At 63.9% G+C, this 16,487-nt stretch carries 17 protein-coding genes; 6 read left to right on the top strand and 11 right to left on the bottom strand.

Going from position 1 to position 16,487, the window contains the following annotated elements:
• Positions 1-47: 47 nt before the first annotated feature.
• Positions 48-1,424 (top strand): methylenetetrahydrofolate--tRNA-(uracil(54)-C(5))-methyltransferase (FADH(2)-oxidizing) TrmFO, encoded by a 1,377-nt coding sequence (trmFO, locus tag HBA54_RS03050; protein WP_167221241.1) that lies wholly within the window; start codon positions 48-50, stop codon positions 1,422-1,424.
• A 4-nt stretch (positions 1,425-1,428) separates the two neighbouring features.
• Here trmFO and HBA54_RS03045 read toward each other — a convergent pair whose 3' ends face one another.
• Entirely contained in the window at positions 1,429-2,268 is an 840-nt protein-coding gene (locus HBA54_RS03045) for a phytoene/squalene synthase family protein (RefSeq protein WP_167221239.1), read from the bottom strand.
• A 186-nt stretch (positions 2,269-2,454) separates the two neighbouring features.
• Between HBA54_RS03045 and HBA54_RS03040 the strand changes: the two genes are divergently transcribed.
• The 3 genes from HBA54_RS03040 to HBA54_RS03030 all read left to right on the top strand — a co-directional run bounded on the left by HBA54_RS03040 (position 2,455) and on the right by HBA54_RS03030 (position 4,774).
• Positions 2,455-3,051 (top strand): urate hydroxylase PuuD, encoded by a 597-nt coding sequence (locus HBA54_RS03040; RefSeq protein ID WP_167221238.1) that lies wholly within the window; start codon positions 2,455-2,457, stop codon positions 3,049-3,051.
• A gap of 200 nt (positions 3,052-3,251) precedes the next feature.
• Positions 3,252-3,923 carry a nitroreductase family protein gene (locus HBA54_RS03035; RefSeq protein ID WP_167221236.1) on the top strand — a complete coding sequence of 224 codons (672 nt, stop codon included), beginning with the start codon at positions 3,252-3,254 and terminating at the stop codon, positions 3,921-3,923.
• Positions 3,924-4,171: 248 nt separating this feature from the next.
• Positions 4,172-4,774 carry a superoxide dismutase gene (locus HBA54_RS03030; protein ID WP_167221234.1) on the top strand — a complete coding sequence of 201 codons (603 nt, stop codon included), beginning with the start codon at positions 4,172-4,174 and terminating at the stop codon, positions 4,772-4,774.
• Positions 4,775-4,858: 84 nt separating this feature from the next.
• Here HBA54_RS03030 and HBA54_RS03025 read toward each other — a convergent pair whose 3' ends face one another.
• Positions 4,859-5,731: a LysR substrate-binding domain-containing protein gene (locus HBA54_RS03025; protein WP_167221232.1), complete on the bottom strand. Its 873-nt coding sequence runs from the start codon at positions 5,729-5,731 to the stop codon at positions 4,859-4,861.
• 112 nt (positions 5,732-5,843) lie between these two features.
• On the opposite strand from HBA54_RS03025, the gene HBA54_RS03020 reads away from it, so the two are divergent.
• The gene (locus HBA54_RS03020) at positions 5,844-7,343 is read left to right on the top strand and encodes an NADP-dependent isocitrate dehydrogenase (RefSeq protein ID WP_167221230.1); all 1,500 of its coding nucleotides are present in this window, start codon (positions 5,844-5,846) and stop codon (positions 7,341-7,343) included.
• A 98-nt stretch (positions 7,344-7,441) separates the two neighbouring features.
• On the opposite strand, the gene HBA54_RS03015 is transcribed toward HBA54_RS03020, so the two are convergent.
• The 4 genes from HBA54_RS03015 to yajC are packed head-to-tail and all read right to left on the bottom strand — an operon-like array spanning position 7,442 to position 10,839.
• The gene (locus tag HBA54_RS03015) at positions 7,442-7,819 is read right to left on the bottom strand and encodes an Mth938-like domain-containing protein (protein WP_167221228.1); all 378 of its coding nucleotides are present in this window, start codon (positions 7,817-7,819) and stop codon (positions 7,442-7,444) included.
• A 34-nt stretch (positions 7,820-7,853) separates the two neighbouring features.
• On the bottom strand, positions 7,854-8,795 hold the full coding sequence (gene secF / locus HBA54_RS03010; protein WP_167221226.1) for a protein translocase subunit SecF: 942 nt from the start codon (positions 8,793-8,795) through the stop codon (positions 7,854-7,856).
• A gap of 14 nt (positions 8,796-8,809) precedes the next feature.
• Entirely contained in the window at positions 8,810-10,372 is a 1,563-nt protein-coding gene (gene secD / locus HBA54_RS03005) for a protein translocase subunit SecD (protein ID WP_167221223.1), read from the bottom strand.
• Positions 10,373-10,407: 35 nt separating this feature from the next.
• Positions 10,408-10,839, bottom strand: coding sequence for a preprotein translocase subunit YajC (gene yajC / locus HBA54_RS03000; protein WP_167221221.1), 432 nt, complete (start codon positions 10,837-10,839; stop codon positions 10,408-10,410).
• Between the two features lie 173 nt (positions 10,840-11,012).
• Here yajC and HBA54_RS02995 point away from each other — a divergent pair, with 173 nt between their 5' ends.
• On the top strand, positions 11,013-11,888 hold the full coding sequence (locus tag HBA54_RS02995) for an ATP-binding protein (protein ID WP_167221219.1): 876 nt from the start codon (positions 11,013-11,015) through the stop codon (positions 11,886-11,888).
• A 110-nt stretch (positions 11,889-11,998) separates the two neighbouring features.
• On the opposite strand, the gene HBA54_RS02990 is transcribed toward HBA54_RS02995, so the two are convergent.
• From HBA54_RS02990 to serS, 5 genes are all read right to left on the bottom strand, one after another.
• Complete coding sequence (locus HBA54_RS02990) at positions 11,999-12,325, bottom strand: antibiotic biosynthesis monooxygenase family protein (RefSeq protein ID WP_167221217.1); 327 nt, start codon at positions 12,323-12,325, stop codon at positions 11,999-12,001.
• Between the two features lie 100 nt (positions 12,326-12,425).
• Complete coding sequence (locus tag HBA54_RS02985; protein ID WP_167221215.1) at positions 12,426-13,703, bottom strand: LysM peptidoglycan-binding domain-containing M23 family metallopeptidase; 1,278 nt, start codon at positions 13,701-13,703, stop codon at positions 12,426-12,428.
• Entirely contained in the window at positions 13,700-14,374 is a 675-nt protein-coding gene (locus tag HBA54_RS02980; RefSeq protein ID WP_167221741.1) for a protein-L-isoaspartate(D-aspartate) O-methyltransferase, read from the bottom strand. Before HBA54_RS02980 ends, HBA54_RS02985 begins: the two co-directional genes overlap by 4 nt.
• A complete protein-coding gene (gene surE, locus HBA54_RS02975) occupies positions 14,371-15,153 on the bottom strand; it encodes a 5'/3'-nucleotidase SurE (RefSeq protein WP_167221213.1) in 783 nt (260 codons plus the stop codon). Before surE ends, HBA54_RS02980 begins: the two co-directional genes overlap by 4 nt.
• Positions 15,146-16,423: a serine--tRNA ligase gene (serS, locus tag HBA54_RS02970; protein ID WP_167221210.1), complete on the bottom strand. Its 1,278-nt coding sequence runs from the start codon at positions 16,421-16,423 to the stop codon at positions 15,146-15,148. Before serS ends, surE begins: the two co-directional genes overlap by 8 nt.
• Positions 16,424-16,487: the final 64 nt, after the last annotated feature.

Here is a 16,487-nt window from a genome sequence, read left to right as displayed (position 1 = left end):
GCTATTTGCTGCTGTAACCCACGACACCCCTAGACTAGGGTCAGAAAATGACAGACGCCCAAATGAAACCCATCCACGTCATCGGCGGCGGGCTGGCCGGCAGCGAGGCCGCCTGGCAGATTACCCGCGCCGGCGTGCCGGTGGTCCTGCATGAGATGCGCCCGGTGCGCGAAACCGATGCCCACCTGACCGACGGCCTGGCGGAGCTGGTCTGCTCCAACTCCTTCCGCAGCGACGATGCGGAAAACAACGCCGTCGGCCTGCTGCATGAGGAAATGCGGCGTCTCGGTTCCCTCATCATGGCCTCCGGCGACGCCACCAAGCTGCCCGCCGGCGGGGCGCTGGCCGTCGACCGGGTGGCCTTTTCCGACCAGGTAACCGCCCGGCTTGAGGCCGAACCGCTGGTTACCGTGGAGCGCGGCGAGGTCGAAGGCCTGCCGCCGGAGGATTGGGACTCGGTCATCGTCGCCACCGGCCCCCTCACCTCGCCGGCCCTGGCGGAGGCTGTCGGCAAATTGAGCGGCGAGGCTTATCTCGCGTTTTTCGATGCCATCGCGCCGATCATCCACAAAGAATCCATCGACTTCTCCAAGGCCTGGTTCCAGTCGCGCTACGACAAACCGGGGCCCGGCGGCGGCACCGCGGACTACATCAACTGCCCGCTGGACGAGACCCAGTATCAGGCCTTCATCGCCGCGCTGATCGAGGGCGGGAAGACCGACTTCAAGGACTGGGAGAAATCGACGCCCTATTTTGAAGGCTGCCTGCCCATCGAGGTGATGGCCGAGCGCGGCCCGGAGACCCTGCGCTTCGGCCCGATGAAGCCGGTCGGCCTGCATAATCCGCACCGCGACGAGCGCCCCCATGCCGTCGTGCAGCTGCGCCAGGACAACAGCCTGGGCACGCTCTACAACATCGTCGGCTTCCAGACCAAGCTGAAGTACGGCGAGCAGGCCCGCATCTTCCGCAGCATACCGGGCCTGGAGAATGCCGACTTCGCGCGCCTCGGCGGCCTGCACCGCAACACCTTCATCAACTCGCCCCAGTTGCTCGACGGCAAGCTGCGTCTCAAGGCGATGCCCCGGCTGCGCTTCGCCGGCCAGATCACCGGCGTCGAGGGCTATGTGGAATCAGCCGCCATCGGGCTGATGGCCGGGCGTTTCGCCGCTGCCGAACGCTTGGGGCAAGACTTCACCCCACCGCCCGCGACGACGGCCCACGGCGCCCTTCTGGCCCACATCACCGGCGGCGCCGACGCCGCGACCTTCCAGCCGATGAACGTGAACTTCGGTCTCTTCCCGCCGCTGACCCCGCCGGAGGGCAAGCGCAAGGTAAGAAAAAAAGAACGCAAACCCGCCATGTCGGCCCGCGCCCTGGCTGACCTCGCGGCTTGGCTGGAGACCCCCGCCGAGGCGGCCGAATAGCGCCTCAGTAGCGCCCGCGCCAGGCCCACCAGGCAAGACGCCAGATCTGGCCCGGCGCTTCTTGTTGCAGGTCCGGGTGGAAGGGGTCGTGCCCGACCTTGGCCAGCCGCTTCAGATGGTGATCCGCCAAGGGCGCCAGCAGCAGAGCCGGTATCGCTTTGCGCGGGACCGAACCGGCTGCGACGCGCGCTTTCTCCAGATGGGCCGTGGCGGCTTGTGCAATTGCCCGCGACACCTCCGCCAAGGCATCGGAACTTTGCAGTTCGAAAATAGGCCCGGCATGGAGATCCGCCGCGTGGCAAAGATCCACCGGCAGATAGAGACGTTTCTGGCGGGCATGGAATGGCACTGCCCGCAACAGTCCGACGAGCGCCCAGGCGATACCGACCTGCTCAGCCGCCTCTTCGGCCCCGGCACTTTCCACCGCCAAGACCTTTAGGGCGAGTTGCTGAAGAACGCCCGAAGTCCCCCTTGCATAGTGCTCCAGCGCCGCAAGGTCCGCCGGCGGCTCCTCTTCCAGATCGAATTCGCGCGCCGTAACCAGGGCCTCCAAGTCCTCCTGCCGCAAGCCTGCCGCCGCCACGGCCCGTGCCAGGGGTTCGACCACCTCGTGCGACCGGGGCGTCCCGGCATAGATGCCCTCCAGGCTCTCGCGCCACCACTGCAGGCGGATGTGACCGAGCATGACCTCGCTGACCACCTCGGCGGTCTTGGCGATCTCATAGTTGAAGGCGTAGAGGGCGAAGAGGTGCTCGCGCGCCCGCGCCGGCGCAAAGAGGCAGGTCTGATAGCGGTCGCGGTCGTGCTGGCGCAGGCTCTCCACGTAACCCGGCAAGGCCGTCATGGCCGCGCCCTCCCGCCGTTTTCGGCAGCTTTGGCGCCCCCTTGGCAAGACTCGAAGCAGGCTCTACTATTTTTCACAGCGAATCCAAGTGGCTACTGGGAGCCTGTTGTAGTCATTTCAAGTAAAGAGAAGCGCTCGTCTCTGCCGGCCGGTAGATCCGACGCAGGAAATATAGGAGGGGAATCAATGGCTGGCATACTGACGTCTCTAAGGAACACGGTGATCTCCGGCTTTGTCTTGGCGGTCATACTGGCGCTGATTTACGCCAGCATGCAGGGCTACGACGGATATAGCTTCGGGGCATTCTTCTTCCGCTGGCTGCACGTTATCAGCGGTGTCATGTGGATCGGCCTGCTGTGGTATTTCAACTTCGTCCAGATCCCCAATATGCCGAAGATTCCTGACGAACAGAAGCCGGCGATCGGCAAGGTCATCGCACCGGCCGCGCTCTGGTGGTTCCGCTGGGGTGCCATGGCGACCATTGTCACCGGTATCATTCTGGCCGCACTCAACGGCTATCTGATCGAAGCCTTCACCCTGGGACTGACCGACGGCGTGCCCAAGCACACCATGATCGGGATCGGCATGTGGCTGGGCGTCATCATGTTCATCAACGTCTGGTTCGTCATCTGGCCGAATCAGAAGCGCGCCCTGGGCATGGTGGAAGCCGATGCCGACAGCAAGGCCAAGTCGGCCCGCACGGCCATGCTGTTCTCGCGCACCAACACCCTGCTGTCGATCCCCATGCTCTTTGCCATGGTGTCGGCCCAGAACCTCTTCTAACCCGAGGGGCAGTTCCAAAGCCCAGGACCGGGGCCCTTTGGGTCCCGGTCCTTTGCTTTCCGGGCCTTTCCTGGCAGGCTTTCCTTGCGGCGATAACAGCCGCGGCCGCATTTTTGCGAACCATTCGCATTGCATTTTCTCTCTGCGTGCCTATCTTGCCTCTGAGCCAATGAGAGCGAAGCTTAGGAACAACAAGACCCATGTCTGCTCACGATATCGCAGAGGATCCCCCCGGCACGGCTGACGGCCTGACCCGGGGCCGCATCGTCATCACCGAACAGCCGGCCATCGATGTGCTCCGCACCAGACGTTCGGTGGTCGCCAACATGATCGGTGCGCCCGGGCCGGACCAGGACCAGTTGGAACTGATCCTATCTGCCGGGATCCGTGTGCCGGACCACGGCAAGATCGGGCCCTGGCGTCTCCAGGTACTCGGCAAGACCGCCCAGGCGATGCTTGGCGAGATCCTGGTATCCGAATTCCTGGCGAAGTTTCCGGATGCCAACGAGAAGCAGGTCGCCTTTGAGCGTAACCGGCCGCAGCGCGCGCCCAGCCTGATCGTGGTGAGCAGCCGGCTGAACCGCCAACACAAGGTGCCGGAGGTGGAGCAGCTGCTTTCCTGCGGCGCGGTCTGCACCAATCTGTTGAACGCCAGTGCCTGCCTGGGTTTTGCCGCGCAATGGCTGACGGAGTGGCCGGCCTACAACGAGACCGTGAAAGCCGCCCTCGGCGTGCCCGCAGACCAGCACATCGTCGGCTTGATCTACATCGGCACGGCCGCGGAGGCGCCGGGTGAACGGGGCCGCCCCGATCTTGAGGCCGTGGTCGACTACCCCGATGTTCTGCCGGTCGTCGATGCCGGGCAGACCTGACGCGGGGCCGCCCCGAATGCGGCAGCGAGATTTCCCGAAACTGTAACCCGGTCTTGTTAGCGTGGCCGTCAACGCCCGGAAGCGTCTACGCGCGCGCGTGACCGGTCCGCTTGGCGGACCGGTGGAGCGATTATCCGTGGCGGCGGGACATATCCCCTGGAAATTCGGCGGTTGCTTCCTAATTCACGACATAGAGATCCGTTCGTAAGCGGAAGAGATCAATCAAACACGAACAAGAGAGAGACCGTATGGCCTTCGAGCTTCCTGCCCTGCCCTTTGCCCCAGACGCCCTAGAGCCGCACTACTCAGCCAACACCCTCAGCTTTCATCACGGCAAGCATCATCAGGCCTATGTGACCAAGCTGAACGAGCTGATCGCCGGCAGCGCCGATGAGGAAAAAACCCTCGAAGAGATCATCGCCTCCAGCACCGGCGGCCTGTTCAATCAGGCGGCCCAGGTGTGGAACCATACGTTCTTCTGGAACTCCATGACACCCGGCGGCGGCGGTTCGCCGAGCGGCGCTTTGGCTGATGCGATCAGTGCGGCCTTCGGCAGCCTCGAAGCCTTCAATGAGCAGTTCAAGGCCGCCGGCGTCGGCCAGTTCGGCAGCGGCTGGGTCTGGTTGGTAAAAGACGACGGCGCGCTGAAGATCGTCACCACGGCCAATGCCGAAACCCCGCTGACCAACGGCCAGGTGCCGGTCCTGACCTGCGATGTCTGGGAGCACGCCTACTATCTGGACTACCAGAACCGGCGCCCCGACTTCATCCAGTCGTTCCTCGACAACCTGGTGAACTGGGACTTCGCCGCCGCCAACTACGAAGAAGTCAGCAGCGCCGCGGCCGAGTAATCCGCAGCGACGGCCTGCCATGTTAAAGGGGGCCCTTCGGTCCCCTTTTTCTTTCCGGGAAGACCGGGACAGCCCGGCGCCGACTCAATGCCCGCCATGTTCGAGCTCGCGCATGATGTAGTCGCGCAAGCGGATCGCCGCAGCGCCGATCTGAGGAGCCTCGATCAGGGCCATCTCCGTATCTTCGAGATCCGGCAGGTTTGAGGTTTCGCTGCCCAGAATGGTCAGATCGGCGGGCGCCATTTCCTTCGGCAGCACCGTGACGCCGAGCCCTGCCCGAACAGCCGCATGCGCACCGGCAAGGGAACCGCAGGTATAGGCGATGCGCCAGCGGCGCGCACAGCCGTCGAGCGCCGCCGTCATGCGCTTGCGGTAGACGCAGGGCGACGGCGAGACCACCAGCGGCAGTGGCGCGTCGCCAAGGGCGATCTGCTTATCGGCGGCAATCCAGACCAGCGGCTCGCGCCAGACCCCAATCCCCTCGCTCACGGCGGCCGGCTCGCGCTTGACCAGCGCAATATCCAGGCCGCCGGCACGAAAGCGCTCCAGCACCTCAAGCGTCAGCTCGCAGGTGACCTCCAGCGCGACCTGCGGATGGCTGCGGGCAAAACGCGCCAGTACGTTGGGTAGATGGCTGGTCGCAAAATCCTCCGGCGCGCCGAGACGCACGAGCCCGGAAAGCGCCGGCTCGCGCACCCGTGCCGCCAGTTCGTCATTGAGGCTGAGGATACGTCTTGCATAGTCGAGGATGAGTTCCCCTTCGCTGGTCAGCGACAAATGGCGCGGGCTGCGGTCCAAAAGCCGGACGCCGAGATGGTCCTCCAGCCGTTTGATTTGAAGCGAGATGGCGGACTGTCCGCGCAGCAGCCGCTCCGCGGCGCGCGAGAAGCTGCCGCATTCCACCACGGTCACGAAGGCCCGCAGCAATTCTGGGTCTGTGGTTGGACTGATGTTCATCCGATGCTTCTACCATTGAGTTATGCAATGATAGAAGCAGTAAAAATCAATTTCAACAATCCGCAATCGATCCCCACTCTGAGAAGGGAACAACCGACCCGAAGGATGGAAGATGAGTACTTTGCTGAAGCAAAACGATGTGGCCGAACTTGAGAAAACAACCGGTCACAAAGGCGCGGTACCCGTGACCGTCGCCTTTGGTGACGGAATCGGCCCTGAAATCATGAAAGCCAGCCTCAAGGTGCTGATCGCCGCCGGCGCCAAGGTCGCGATCGAGCCGATTGAGATCGGTGAGAGCGCCTACCTCGCCGGCAACACGGCCGGCATAGAGCCGTCGGCCTGGAGCAGCCTGCGGCAGACCAAGGTTTTCTATAAAGCGCCGATCACCACACCGCAGGGCGGCGGGTTCAAAAGCCTGAACGTGACCGTGCGCAAATCCCTCGGCCTCTTCGCCAACGTTCGGCCCTGCACCGCCTACGCGCCCTTCGTGGCCACGAAACATCCGGGCATGAACGTCGTCGTCGTTCGTGAGAACGAAGAGGACCTCTACGCCGGGATCGAGCACCGCCAGACGGACGACGTCTATCAATGCCTGAAGCTGATCTCACGGCCCGGCTGCGAGAAGATTGCGCGCTATGCTTTCGAATACGCCAAAGCCCAGGGCCGCCGGAAAGTCACCTGCTTCACCAAAGACAACATCATGAAGCTGACCGACGGGCTGTTCCACAAGGTCTTCGATGAGGTCGCGGCGGACTATCCGGAGATTGAGAACGAGCATTGGATCGTCGATATCGGGGCCGCGAAGCTGGCCGACACGCCGGAGGCCTTCGACGTGGTGGTGATGCCCAACCTCTACGGCGACGTGCTGAGCGACGTCGCGGCACAGATCGCCGGCTCCGTCGGCCTCGCTCCCTCGGCCAATATCGGCGAACACTGCGCCATGTTCGAAGCGATACACGGATCGGCGCCGCGCCGCGCCGGCCAGGATTTGGCAAATCCCTCCGGCCTGCTGCTCGCCGGCGTCATGATGATGGCCCATATCGGCCAGCCCGAAGTTGCCGAGCTTGTGCACAACGCCTGGCTCAAGACCATCGAAGACGGCATCCATACTTACGACATCTTCAAAGAAGGCATATCGAAACAGAAGGTTGGAACCAAGGCCTTCGCCGAGGCCGTCATCGACCGTATCGGGCAGAAGCCCGACACGCTTCAGTCGGTGTCGTACAGCGGTGACGCAAAACCCTTCGCCGTGCCCCGGGCGACACCGCGGCTGCCGGCGAAGAAAGAGCTGGTCGGCATCGATGTGTTTGTTGATTCGACCACAGCGGTTGACGCGCTGGCGGAGAAGATGCGCAAGGCAGAAAACCCCTTGTTCGAGTTGGCGATGATCACCAACCGCGGCGTGAAGGTCTGGCCGGACGGCCTGCCCGAAACCTTCTGCACCAATCACTGGCGCTGCCGCTATCTGGCGAAACCGGGCAAACAGATGAACAAGGCCACAATCGTGGAACTGATGAGCAATCTGACCAAGGGCGGCGTGGATTTCATCAAGACCGAACAGCTCTTCACCTTCGACGGCGCGGCCGGCTATTCACTCGGACAGGGGCAGTAGAAAACTGGGTGGCGTCTGGGGAGGCGTGGGCGGGTCTTCTGTGCCATCACGGGGGGCCCGCCCTTCGCTTGCGCGGGTCAGGCAAAGCGGCCGAATGCTTACTCGACCGCGATCAGGGCCGCGGCGACCCGCCGGTCTTCGGCCGCCAGAACATTGTAGGTGCGGCAGGCAGCGCCGGTGTCCATCGGCTCCAGCGCCAGGCCGCGGGCCCGCGCCGCATCCCGCAGATCCGGGTCGATGAAAGCCATCGCCGTACCGCAGCCGATCAGCAGCACCTCGATATCCGGCTCATGCGAAAACACCGCGTCAAGGTGGCCTAACGAGATATCGGCGATCCCGTCGATGGGCCAGGCTGCAGTGCGCTCCGGCAGCACCAGGGTCGGGCCGCTGAAAGCCAAGCCGGAAACCTTGAAGCCGCCGGCGCCGTAACTTTCAATAATCTGACGGCCCTGGGGGATCAGTGGCGTTACATCCATGGGCGTAGCCTTTGGATTGGTGAAGGCAGCTTACTTAAGAGGCCTTGGCCGGCGTGCCTTTGGCTTCGGCGTCGTCTTCCTCACCGCCGCGGCGCAACTTCATGAAGGTCAGAACCGGGACCGCCAGGCCGACCGACGAATAGGTGCCGATCACCACGCCCCAGATCAATCCGGCGGTGAAACCACGGATCACCTCGCCGCCAAAGAAGAACAGCGCGCCCAGGGCCAAGAGGGTCGTCACGGAGGTCAGCACCGTGCGCGACAGGGTCAGGTTGATCGAACGGTTCAACACCTGGCCCAGGGGCAGCTTCTTGTACTTGCGCAGGGTCTCGCGCACCCGGTCGAAAATCACCACGGTGTCGTTGATCGAATAACCGGCAATGGTGAGCACCGCCGCCAGGGTCGCCAGGTTGAACTCGATCTGGGTCAGCGCATAGAAACCAATCGTCGCGACCACGTCGTGTGCCAGCGCAATCAGCGCGGCCAGGCTGAAGTGCCATTCGAAGCGGAACCAGATGTAGAGGCCGATGCCCAGCAACGCCAGGACAGTGGCCAGCATGCCGGCCTGTTTCAACTCGCCGCCGACCTTGGGGCCGACAAACTCCTGGCGCCGGATCTCGACACCCTCGCCGAAGGCTTCGCGGACCAGTTGGATCGCCTTGATCTGCTCGTCTTCCGCGCCCTCCTGACGCTCGATATTAATCAAAACATCGGTTGGCTCGCCGAATTCCTGCAGGGTTACCTCGCCCAACCCCAGGCCGGATACCCGCTCACGCAGCGCCTTCAGATCGGCGGGGCCCTCGGTGCGGAGCTCCATCAGGATACCCCCGCGGAAATCGACCCCGAAGTTCAGACCCTGGGTGAAAAAGAGCCCGATCGAACCCAGCATCAAGAAGGCCGAGAAGGCCAGAAACAGGCCGCGCCGGCCGATGAAATTGATGCCGTATTCCAGCGGAAGGCTTCGGATAAGTGCCATCGAACGTTGCCTTCCTAGATCGCCAGAGCCTGGGGCTTGCGCTGGCGCAGCCACAGGACGACCAGGCCACGGGTCAACATGATCGCCGAGAACATCGAGGTAATAAGGCCGAGTGCCAGGGTCACCGCGAAACCCTTAATGGGCCCGGAGCCGAAATGGAACAGCAGCGATGCCGCAATCAAGGTCGTCAGGTTGGAGTCCATGATCGTAGAGAAAGCCCGACGGTAACCGGCATCGACCGCCGTTACCGGCCCGCGCCCGTTACGCATCTCTTCGCGTATGCGTTCGAAGATCAGCACGTTGGCATCCACCGCCATACCGATGGTCAGGACAATGCCCGCAATGCCCGGCAGCGTCAGGGTTGCCTGGAGGACCGACAGGGCCGCCAGCAGGAGAATGAGGTTCACCAGCAGGGCAACGCTGGCCATCATTCCGAAGAGGCCATAGATGACGGCCATGAAGACCACGACGAAAGTCAGCCCCAGCACCGCCGCGATCTCGCCGGCAAGAATTGAGTCGGCGCCCAGTCCGGGGCCGACGGTGCGTTCTTCCAGATAGCTCAAGGGTGCCGGCAGAGCGCCCGCCCGCAACAGCAAGGCCAGATCCTGCGCTTCCTGCACCGTGAAGGTTCCGGAGATGACGCCCCGTCCCCCCAGGATCGGCTCGCGGATCACCGGTGCCGAGATCACCTTTTCGTCGAGCACGATGGCGAAAAGCCGATTGACGTTGTCAGTGGTCGCGTCGCCGAAGCGCTTGGCGCCCAGGGTGTCGAAACTGAAACTGACCACCGGCAGGCCATCCTGGAAGGTTGCCTGCGCATCCACCAGGCGGTCGCCGCTGACCATCACACGCTTGCTGACCGGATAGGACTCAGGCTCGCCGGGCCCCGGGTTGTCCGCCGGCAACAGTTTGACAGACGGCGGCAGGCGCCCGCCGGTCGCAAAGTTCTCGTGAACGAACCGAAAGCTCAAAACGGCGGTCTGGCCGATCAGCGCCTTGATCCGCTCGGGGTCGTCGACCCCCGGAAGCTGGATCAGGATACGGTCTTCGCCGTGACGCTGGATCGTCGGTTCCTTGGTACCCGTCTCGTCGATGCGGCGGCGGATCACCTCGATCGCCTGATTGACGATGGCGGTGGACCGCTCGCGAATGTCCTGCTCCGAGTAGGTGACGCGGAAGACCGCGCCGTCGTTGACATCGATTTCCAGATTGGGACCGACGATCTCGCGAATGGCCTGGCGCGCCCGGCCGGAATCATCGGGATTTTGGAGGGTGAATCCCGCCGCCTGTCCGAAACGTCCCCATTCGGATCCGGCAATGCCGCGCTGCGTCAGGGCGCTGCGCAGTTCGCCGCTGAGGTTTTCGCGAGACTCCTCGAATGCCGTCGGCAGGTCGACCTCGATCAGCAGGTAAGACCCGCCGCGCAGGTCCAGGCCCAGATTCACCTGCTGGTGCGGTACCCAGCCCGGCAGGTCTTCGGCCTGCTTGCTGCCCAGCAGGTTGGGCGAAGCATAGGTAAAGCCAAGCACCACGATCAGAATGACCAGGATGACTTGCCAGCGCGGAAAATGGACCATGGCGGTTGTCGCTCTCTAAAGACGCTCGCGTGCGGTCAGGATTTGTCGTTCGGCTTTCTGGAGCCGCCCAAGAGGCCGCCCAAGAGACCGCCCAAGCCTTTCGGTCCGCCACCGCCGTCGTTGGCAGGCGCCGGCGCAGAACCTTTACCCGGCGCCGCTTCGGTCCGGCTCATGACGTCCTGGATGGTGGAGCGCATCGCCCGCACACGCACGCCTTCGGCCAGTTCCAGTTGCACTTCGGTATCGCTCAGCACCTTGGTGACCGTGCCGATCAGCCCGCCGCCGGTGACCACCTTGTCGCCACGGCGCAGGGACTGCACCATATCACGGTGCATCTTCACCTTCTTTTGCTGCGGACGGATCAGCAGGAAATAAAAGACGACGAAGATAAGAATGATGGGCAGGAAGGATGTGAAGAGATCGGCACCCCCACCTGAAGCCTGCGCGTAGGCCGGCGAAATCAGCATAATTTAGACCTTTTCGGAGCAGTCAGAACGCCGGACTATAACCGTCAGCGCGCGAATTGCAACGTTACCTGGAAGCGTTTTCGACGGGCCACGCCAGGATTGACCCGACAGAGCACAGGCTTTAGGTTTTACGCTAAAATTCAACCTCTTGGCCGCTGTTCTTTGGAGCATTGATGAACAATCCCGACAGTGCAAACCTCACCCCGCTTCTCCAGCGCATCGCTGAGGCTTTGGAACGAATCGCCCCCAGCCCTTCTTTTGAGCTCGACCTGGGGTCTGCAGACGGCTTCATCTGGCACCCGGAAAACGGTCGGCTGGAGCCGGTGTTGCACATAAATCGGGTCGACCTGGCCCTTCTGCAAGGGATAGAGCGCCAGGCGGAGACATTGTTTGAGAATACCCGGCGCTTCGCCGAGGGCCTGCCCGCCAACAACGCGCTGCTCTGGGGGTCCCGGGGCATGGGAAAAAGCTCCCTTGTGAAGGCCGTCCACGCCCGGGTAAACGCCGCACGGCCGGAGGAGCAGCGCCTTGTTCTGGTGGAGATTCACCGCGAAGATATCCCCAGCCTGCCCCGCCTGCTGCAGCTGCTGCGCCTGACGGAGCGCCCCTGCGTCCTGTTCTGCGACGACCTCAGCTTCGACGGCGAGGATGCCAGCTACAAGTCCCTGAAGGCGGTTCTGGAAGGCGGCATCGAAGGCCGTCCGGGCAACGTGATCTTCTACGCCACCTCCAACCGCCGCCACCTGATGCCCCGGGACATGATCGAGAATGAGCGCTCCACGGCAATCCATGCCTCAGAGGCGGTGGAGGAAAAGGTCAGCCTCTCCGACCGCTTCGGCCTCTGGCTCGGCTTCCATAACTGCGACCAGGATACCTATTTCGCGATGATCGAGGGCTATGCCGAGCGCTACGGGCTGGCAATCCCGAAAGAACAGCTCCGCGCCGAGGCCAAGGAATGGGGTGTCACCCGCGGCGGCCGCTCCGGCCGGGTCGCCTGGCAGTACATCCAGGATCTCGCGGGCCGCCTGGGCAAGCGCCTGGAGGATTGATCCGGCGGGCCGCCCTTCGAGACGGCGCGAACGCGCCTCCTCAGGGTGAGGTCTTTATCGTCCTCATGCTGAGAAGGATCGAAGATCCGTCTCGAAGCATGCGTGGGGGCTCAGGGCTGCGGCGCTTCGGTGCGCTCGTTCATCCCGTAGTCGCGCACGACCGAGGCAATACGCAGCCGGTAGTCCTGGAAGATTTCATACCGTCCCCTGCCCTGCGCGGCTTGGTGGTCCTCCTGCTCGCGCCAGCGGATCAGGGCTTCCTCGTCGCGCCAGAAAGACAGCGACAGGATCTTGCCCTCGTCGGTCAGGCTGGCGAAACGCTCAACGGAAATGAATCCGTCGATCTGCTCCAGTTCGCTGCGCAGCGACGCCGCAACATCCAGATAGTCGCCCTTGCGGCCTTCCTTGGGCCGGACCTCAAAGATTACGACGTACACGGTCTCTCTCCTGACGTTGTCTTGCTTGGCCAAGAGCATTGCCGCAAAAGACGTATGAAGGCCAGAGCGGGCAGTTTGGCGCCGGTCGAAATATGGTTGCTTAGTTGGTCGCGGCGGCCGGCTTGGCGGCTGTGGCCGGGCGCGGCCCCATCATGGTCTCCGGATTCACCGCGCGGGTGCCGCGGCGCACCTCAAAATGCAGCTGCGGCCGGTCGACCGAGCCGCTGGAGCCGACGCGGGCGATGGTCTGGCCACGCTTCACCACGTCACCCTGCACGACCAGCAGCCGTTCGTTGTGGGCGTAGGCGGTGATCCAACCGTCGGCGTGCTTGATCAAAAGCAGTTTGCCAAATCCCTTCAGCTCCTCGCCCGCGTAGGCGATGACCCCGTTCTCTGCGGCCCTTACCGGCGTGCCGCGCGGCGCGGCGATGTTGATGCCGTCGTTGTGCTCGCCGCTTTTCTTGCCGCCGTAAGAGGACAGCACCGGTCCCTGCACGGGCCAGAGAAAGGTCGACTTGGTCCTCGGCGGCGGCTTGCCGATGGGCCCCGGCCTAGCGACCACCGGCTCGGCAACCGTTGCCCCGGGGGCTGTCGGTCTGGCGGCCGGCGGTTTGGGCACAGCGGCTGTTTGAGGTGCAGAGGCTGTCGGCGCCGTTTTGCCGGCGGCGCCCTTTGTCACCGGCCGCGCCTGTGGTGCCGTCGCTACGGCTGTGGCACCGGCTGAGCCGCCCGATTGCGGCAAGATGAGTTTCTGGCCGAGCGGGATGGTATAGGGCGCCTCTATGCCGTTCAGGCGAACCAGCTCGCTGCGATCGACGTCATAGCGGCGCGCGATATTGAAGATGGTGTCGCCGGGCGCCACTTCGTGGATCTGCGCCTGAGGAACGGTCAGGGTCTGGCCGAGCGTCAGCTGGTAAGGCGGCTGAAGGCCGTTGGCATCGATCACCGCCCGGATCGGCAATCCGAACCGCCGGGCGATGCCGTAGAGACTGTCCCCCTTGGCCACCACATAGCGGCCGTCGGCCGGAATTGCAGCAACTTGCGATGCCGGCTGAAGCTGAGCCTGCCGGGGTGCCGCCTGTTGTATCTGGGCCTGCTGTATGCTGGCTTGCTGCACCGGCTGCGGCTCGCCAAGCGGCGCCAAAGACTCGACCGTCACGTTGTCGCCGGACGGCCTGAAGTCTGAAACCGGCGCGGCCGCCGTCTCGACAACGTCACCCCAAGCGGCGAAATTTTCCGGCGGCGGCGGCTTGCGCTGGGGCAGTTGCGGGGGGTCCCTCGGCGTCTGGTAGTTGGCGTCGCGGTAGACCGGCGTCGCCAGACAACCGGACAGCAATACTGCCAGGGACCCGAGAACTAGAAGCGAACGCGGCTTCATGCCAGCCTCCCGCCCCGTTGGGCAAAATAGGCTTCGTCATCCGGCACCCCTTCGACCAGGGGCACGAAGCGGACATCGGCCAGATGCTCCTCAACGATGCCGCCCGCCTCACGTCTCAGGCGCAGTAACGCCTGATCATGCGATGTGCGGCCCACCGGCAAGACCATCTGCCCGCCCTCGGCCAGTTGATCGACCAGTACGGCGGGGACGTCGGCGGCAGCTGCCGTCACCATGATACGATCGAAGGGCGCCTGCTCCGGCCAGCCCTTCCAGCCGTCGCCATGGCGCGTGGTGATGTTGTGCAGCCGCAGTTCGGTAAACCGAAGTTCGGCAGAGGCCCGCAGCTCCTTGAAACGCTCCACGGTGTAGACCCGCCGGCAGAGCTTCGAGAGCACCGCCGCCTGGTAGCCGGAGCCGGTGCCGACCTCAAGCACCTTCGTACGCCGGCTGGCCTGCAGCGCCTGGGTCATCTGGGCCACGACCTGGGGCCGGCTGAGGGTCTGGCCCTGTCCGATGGGGATCGCCAGGTTCTCATAGGCCTGGTGGCGGAAGCTATCGGGCGTAAAAGCCTCACGCGGAATGCGTTCGATCGCAGAGAGCACGGCGGTATCGGCAATGCCGGCCCGGCGCAGCTCCATGATCAAACGTATCTTCCGCGAGGCCACCATCAGTCGAAGAGCCCCTTCATTTTCTTCATGGTCGCCCGATGGGTCAGGTCCAGGTGCAGCGGCGTTACCGAGATGCCGCCGCGGGCGGTCACCGCCAGGTCGCTGTCCTTCTCCGAAGACGTGTCGAGCTGGTAGCCGCCGATCCAGAGAAAGCGCCGACCGGAGGGATCAAAACCCTCGGTCACCGCGGAGCCTTCGTCGCGGCGGCCCTGCCGGCAGATCTCGATGCCGGTCACCGCCTCCGGCGCGACAGCGGGGAAATTCACGTTGACCAGCAGATCCTTTGGCCAGACCATCGGCGCCAGGCGGCGCACGATGTCCGGCAGGAAAGCCTCCGGCACCTTCCAGCGGGTCTGCCCCTCCGCCGGGCGCTGCTGGGAAAAGGCGATGGCCGGTATCCCCAGCAAGGCGGCCTCCATCGTGGCGGCGACGGTGCCCGAATAAGTGACGTCCTCGGCCAGGTTGCCGCCATCGTTGATACCCGAGAGCACCAGGTCCGGCAGCCTGTCGGCCAGGATACGATGATGCGCCACCAGCACACAGTCGGTCGGGGTGCCGTCGACCGAGAAGCGCTTGGCGCCCAGGCGCCGCTCCCGCAGGGGCCGGCGCAGCGTCAGGGAATGACTGGTCGCCGACTGCTCGCTCTCCGGCGCCACCACCCAGACATCGTCGCTCAGCGTCTTGGCAAGCTTCTCCAGAACCTTCAGGCCCGGCGCATGGATGCCGTCGTCATTGGTAACGAGAATGCGGGCCTTCTTAAGGTTCAGGGGGCCTTTAGCCATGATCGCCGATAATCTCCAGCCCGCCCATGTAGGGGCGCAGCACCTCGGGCACGACAATGGTGCCGTTGCCTTGTTGATAGTTCTCCATCACCGCGATGAGGCAACGCCCCACCGCCACGCCGGAGCCGTTCAGGCTGTGCACGAAGCGCGTCCCCTTCTCGCCCGTGGGACGATAACGCGCCTTCATGCGGCGCGCCTGGAAGTCGCCGCAGTTGGAGCAGCTGGAGATTTCGCGATAAGCCTTCTGACCGGGCAGCCAGACTTCCACATCATAGGTCTTGGCCGCGCCAAACCCGATATCGCCGGCCGACAGCACCATCACCCGATAGGGCAGCCCCAGGCGCTTCAGCACCTCCTCGGCGCAGCCGACCATCCGCTCCAGTTCCTGAAGCGATTCTTCCGGCTTGGCGATCGAGACCATCTCGACCTTTTCAAACTGGTGCTGGCGCAGCATGCCCCGGGTATCGCGGCCGGCCGAGCCGGCCTCCGATCGAAAACAGGGCGTCAGAGCCGTCACCCGCAGCGGCAGCGCTTCCGCCTCCAGAATTTCCCCGGCCACCAGATTGGTCAGCGGCACCTCCGCCGTCGGGATCAGCCAGTGGTCGCTGGTGGTGCGGAACTGGTCCTCCTCGAACTTCGGCAACTGTCCGGTGCCATAGAGCACGTGGTCGCGCACCAGCAACGGCGGGGCGACTTCCTCATAGCCATGCTCTGTCGTGTGCAGGTCGATCATGAACTGCGCCAGTGCGCGGTGCAGACGCGCGATCTGGCCGCGCATGACGACGAAGCGGGAGCCTGAAAGCTTGGCCGCGGCTTCGAAGTCGAGAAAGCCGAGCGCCTCACCCAGCTCGTAGTGTTCCTTCGGCTCGAAGGCAAACTCGGTCGGCGCCAGATGCTCGCGCAGGCAGACATTGGCTGTCTCGTCCGGCCCGTCGGGTATTTCGGCCAGGGGCGGGTTGGGAATACCGCTCAACAGCTCGGTCAGCTCCGCGCCGAACCTGCGCTCGGTTTCCTCGGCGTCAGCCATTTTCTGCTTAAGGCCGGAGACCTCTTCCATCAGCCCGGCCGCGTCTTCGCCCTTGCGCTTGGCCTCACCGATCGCCTTGGAGGACTCGTTGCGCCGGGTCTGGATGGCCTGCAGTTCGGCCTGTATTTCGCGATGCCTGGCGTCGAGGGCGAGAACCGCGTCGGCCAGGGGTTCGAGGCCACGGCGTTTCAGCGCGGCATCGAAGGCCTGGGGCTCTTCGCGAATCCATTTGATGTCCAACATGGTCGGTCTTACGAATCGGGTCTGTTGCTGAGCGAATCGAAGGACTTATACGGTCCCCCCGCGG

It is taken from the genome of Pelagibius litoralis (assembly GCF_011683915.1).
GTDB classification, from domain to species: Bacteria; Pseudomonadota; Alphaproteobacteria; order Kiloniellales; family Kiloniellaceae; genus Pelagibius; species Pelagibius litoralis.
This window is presented reverse-complemented; position numbering and strand designations above follow the sequence as displayed.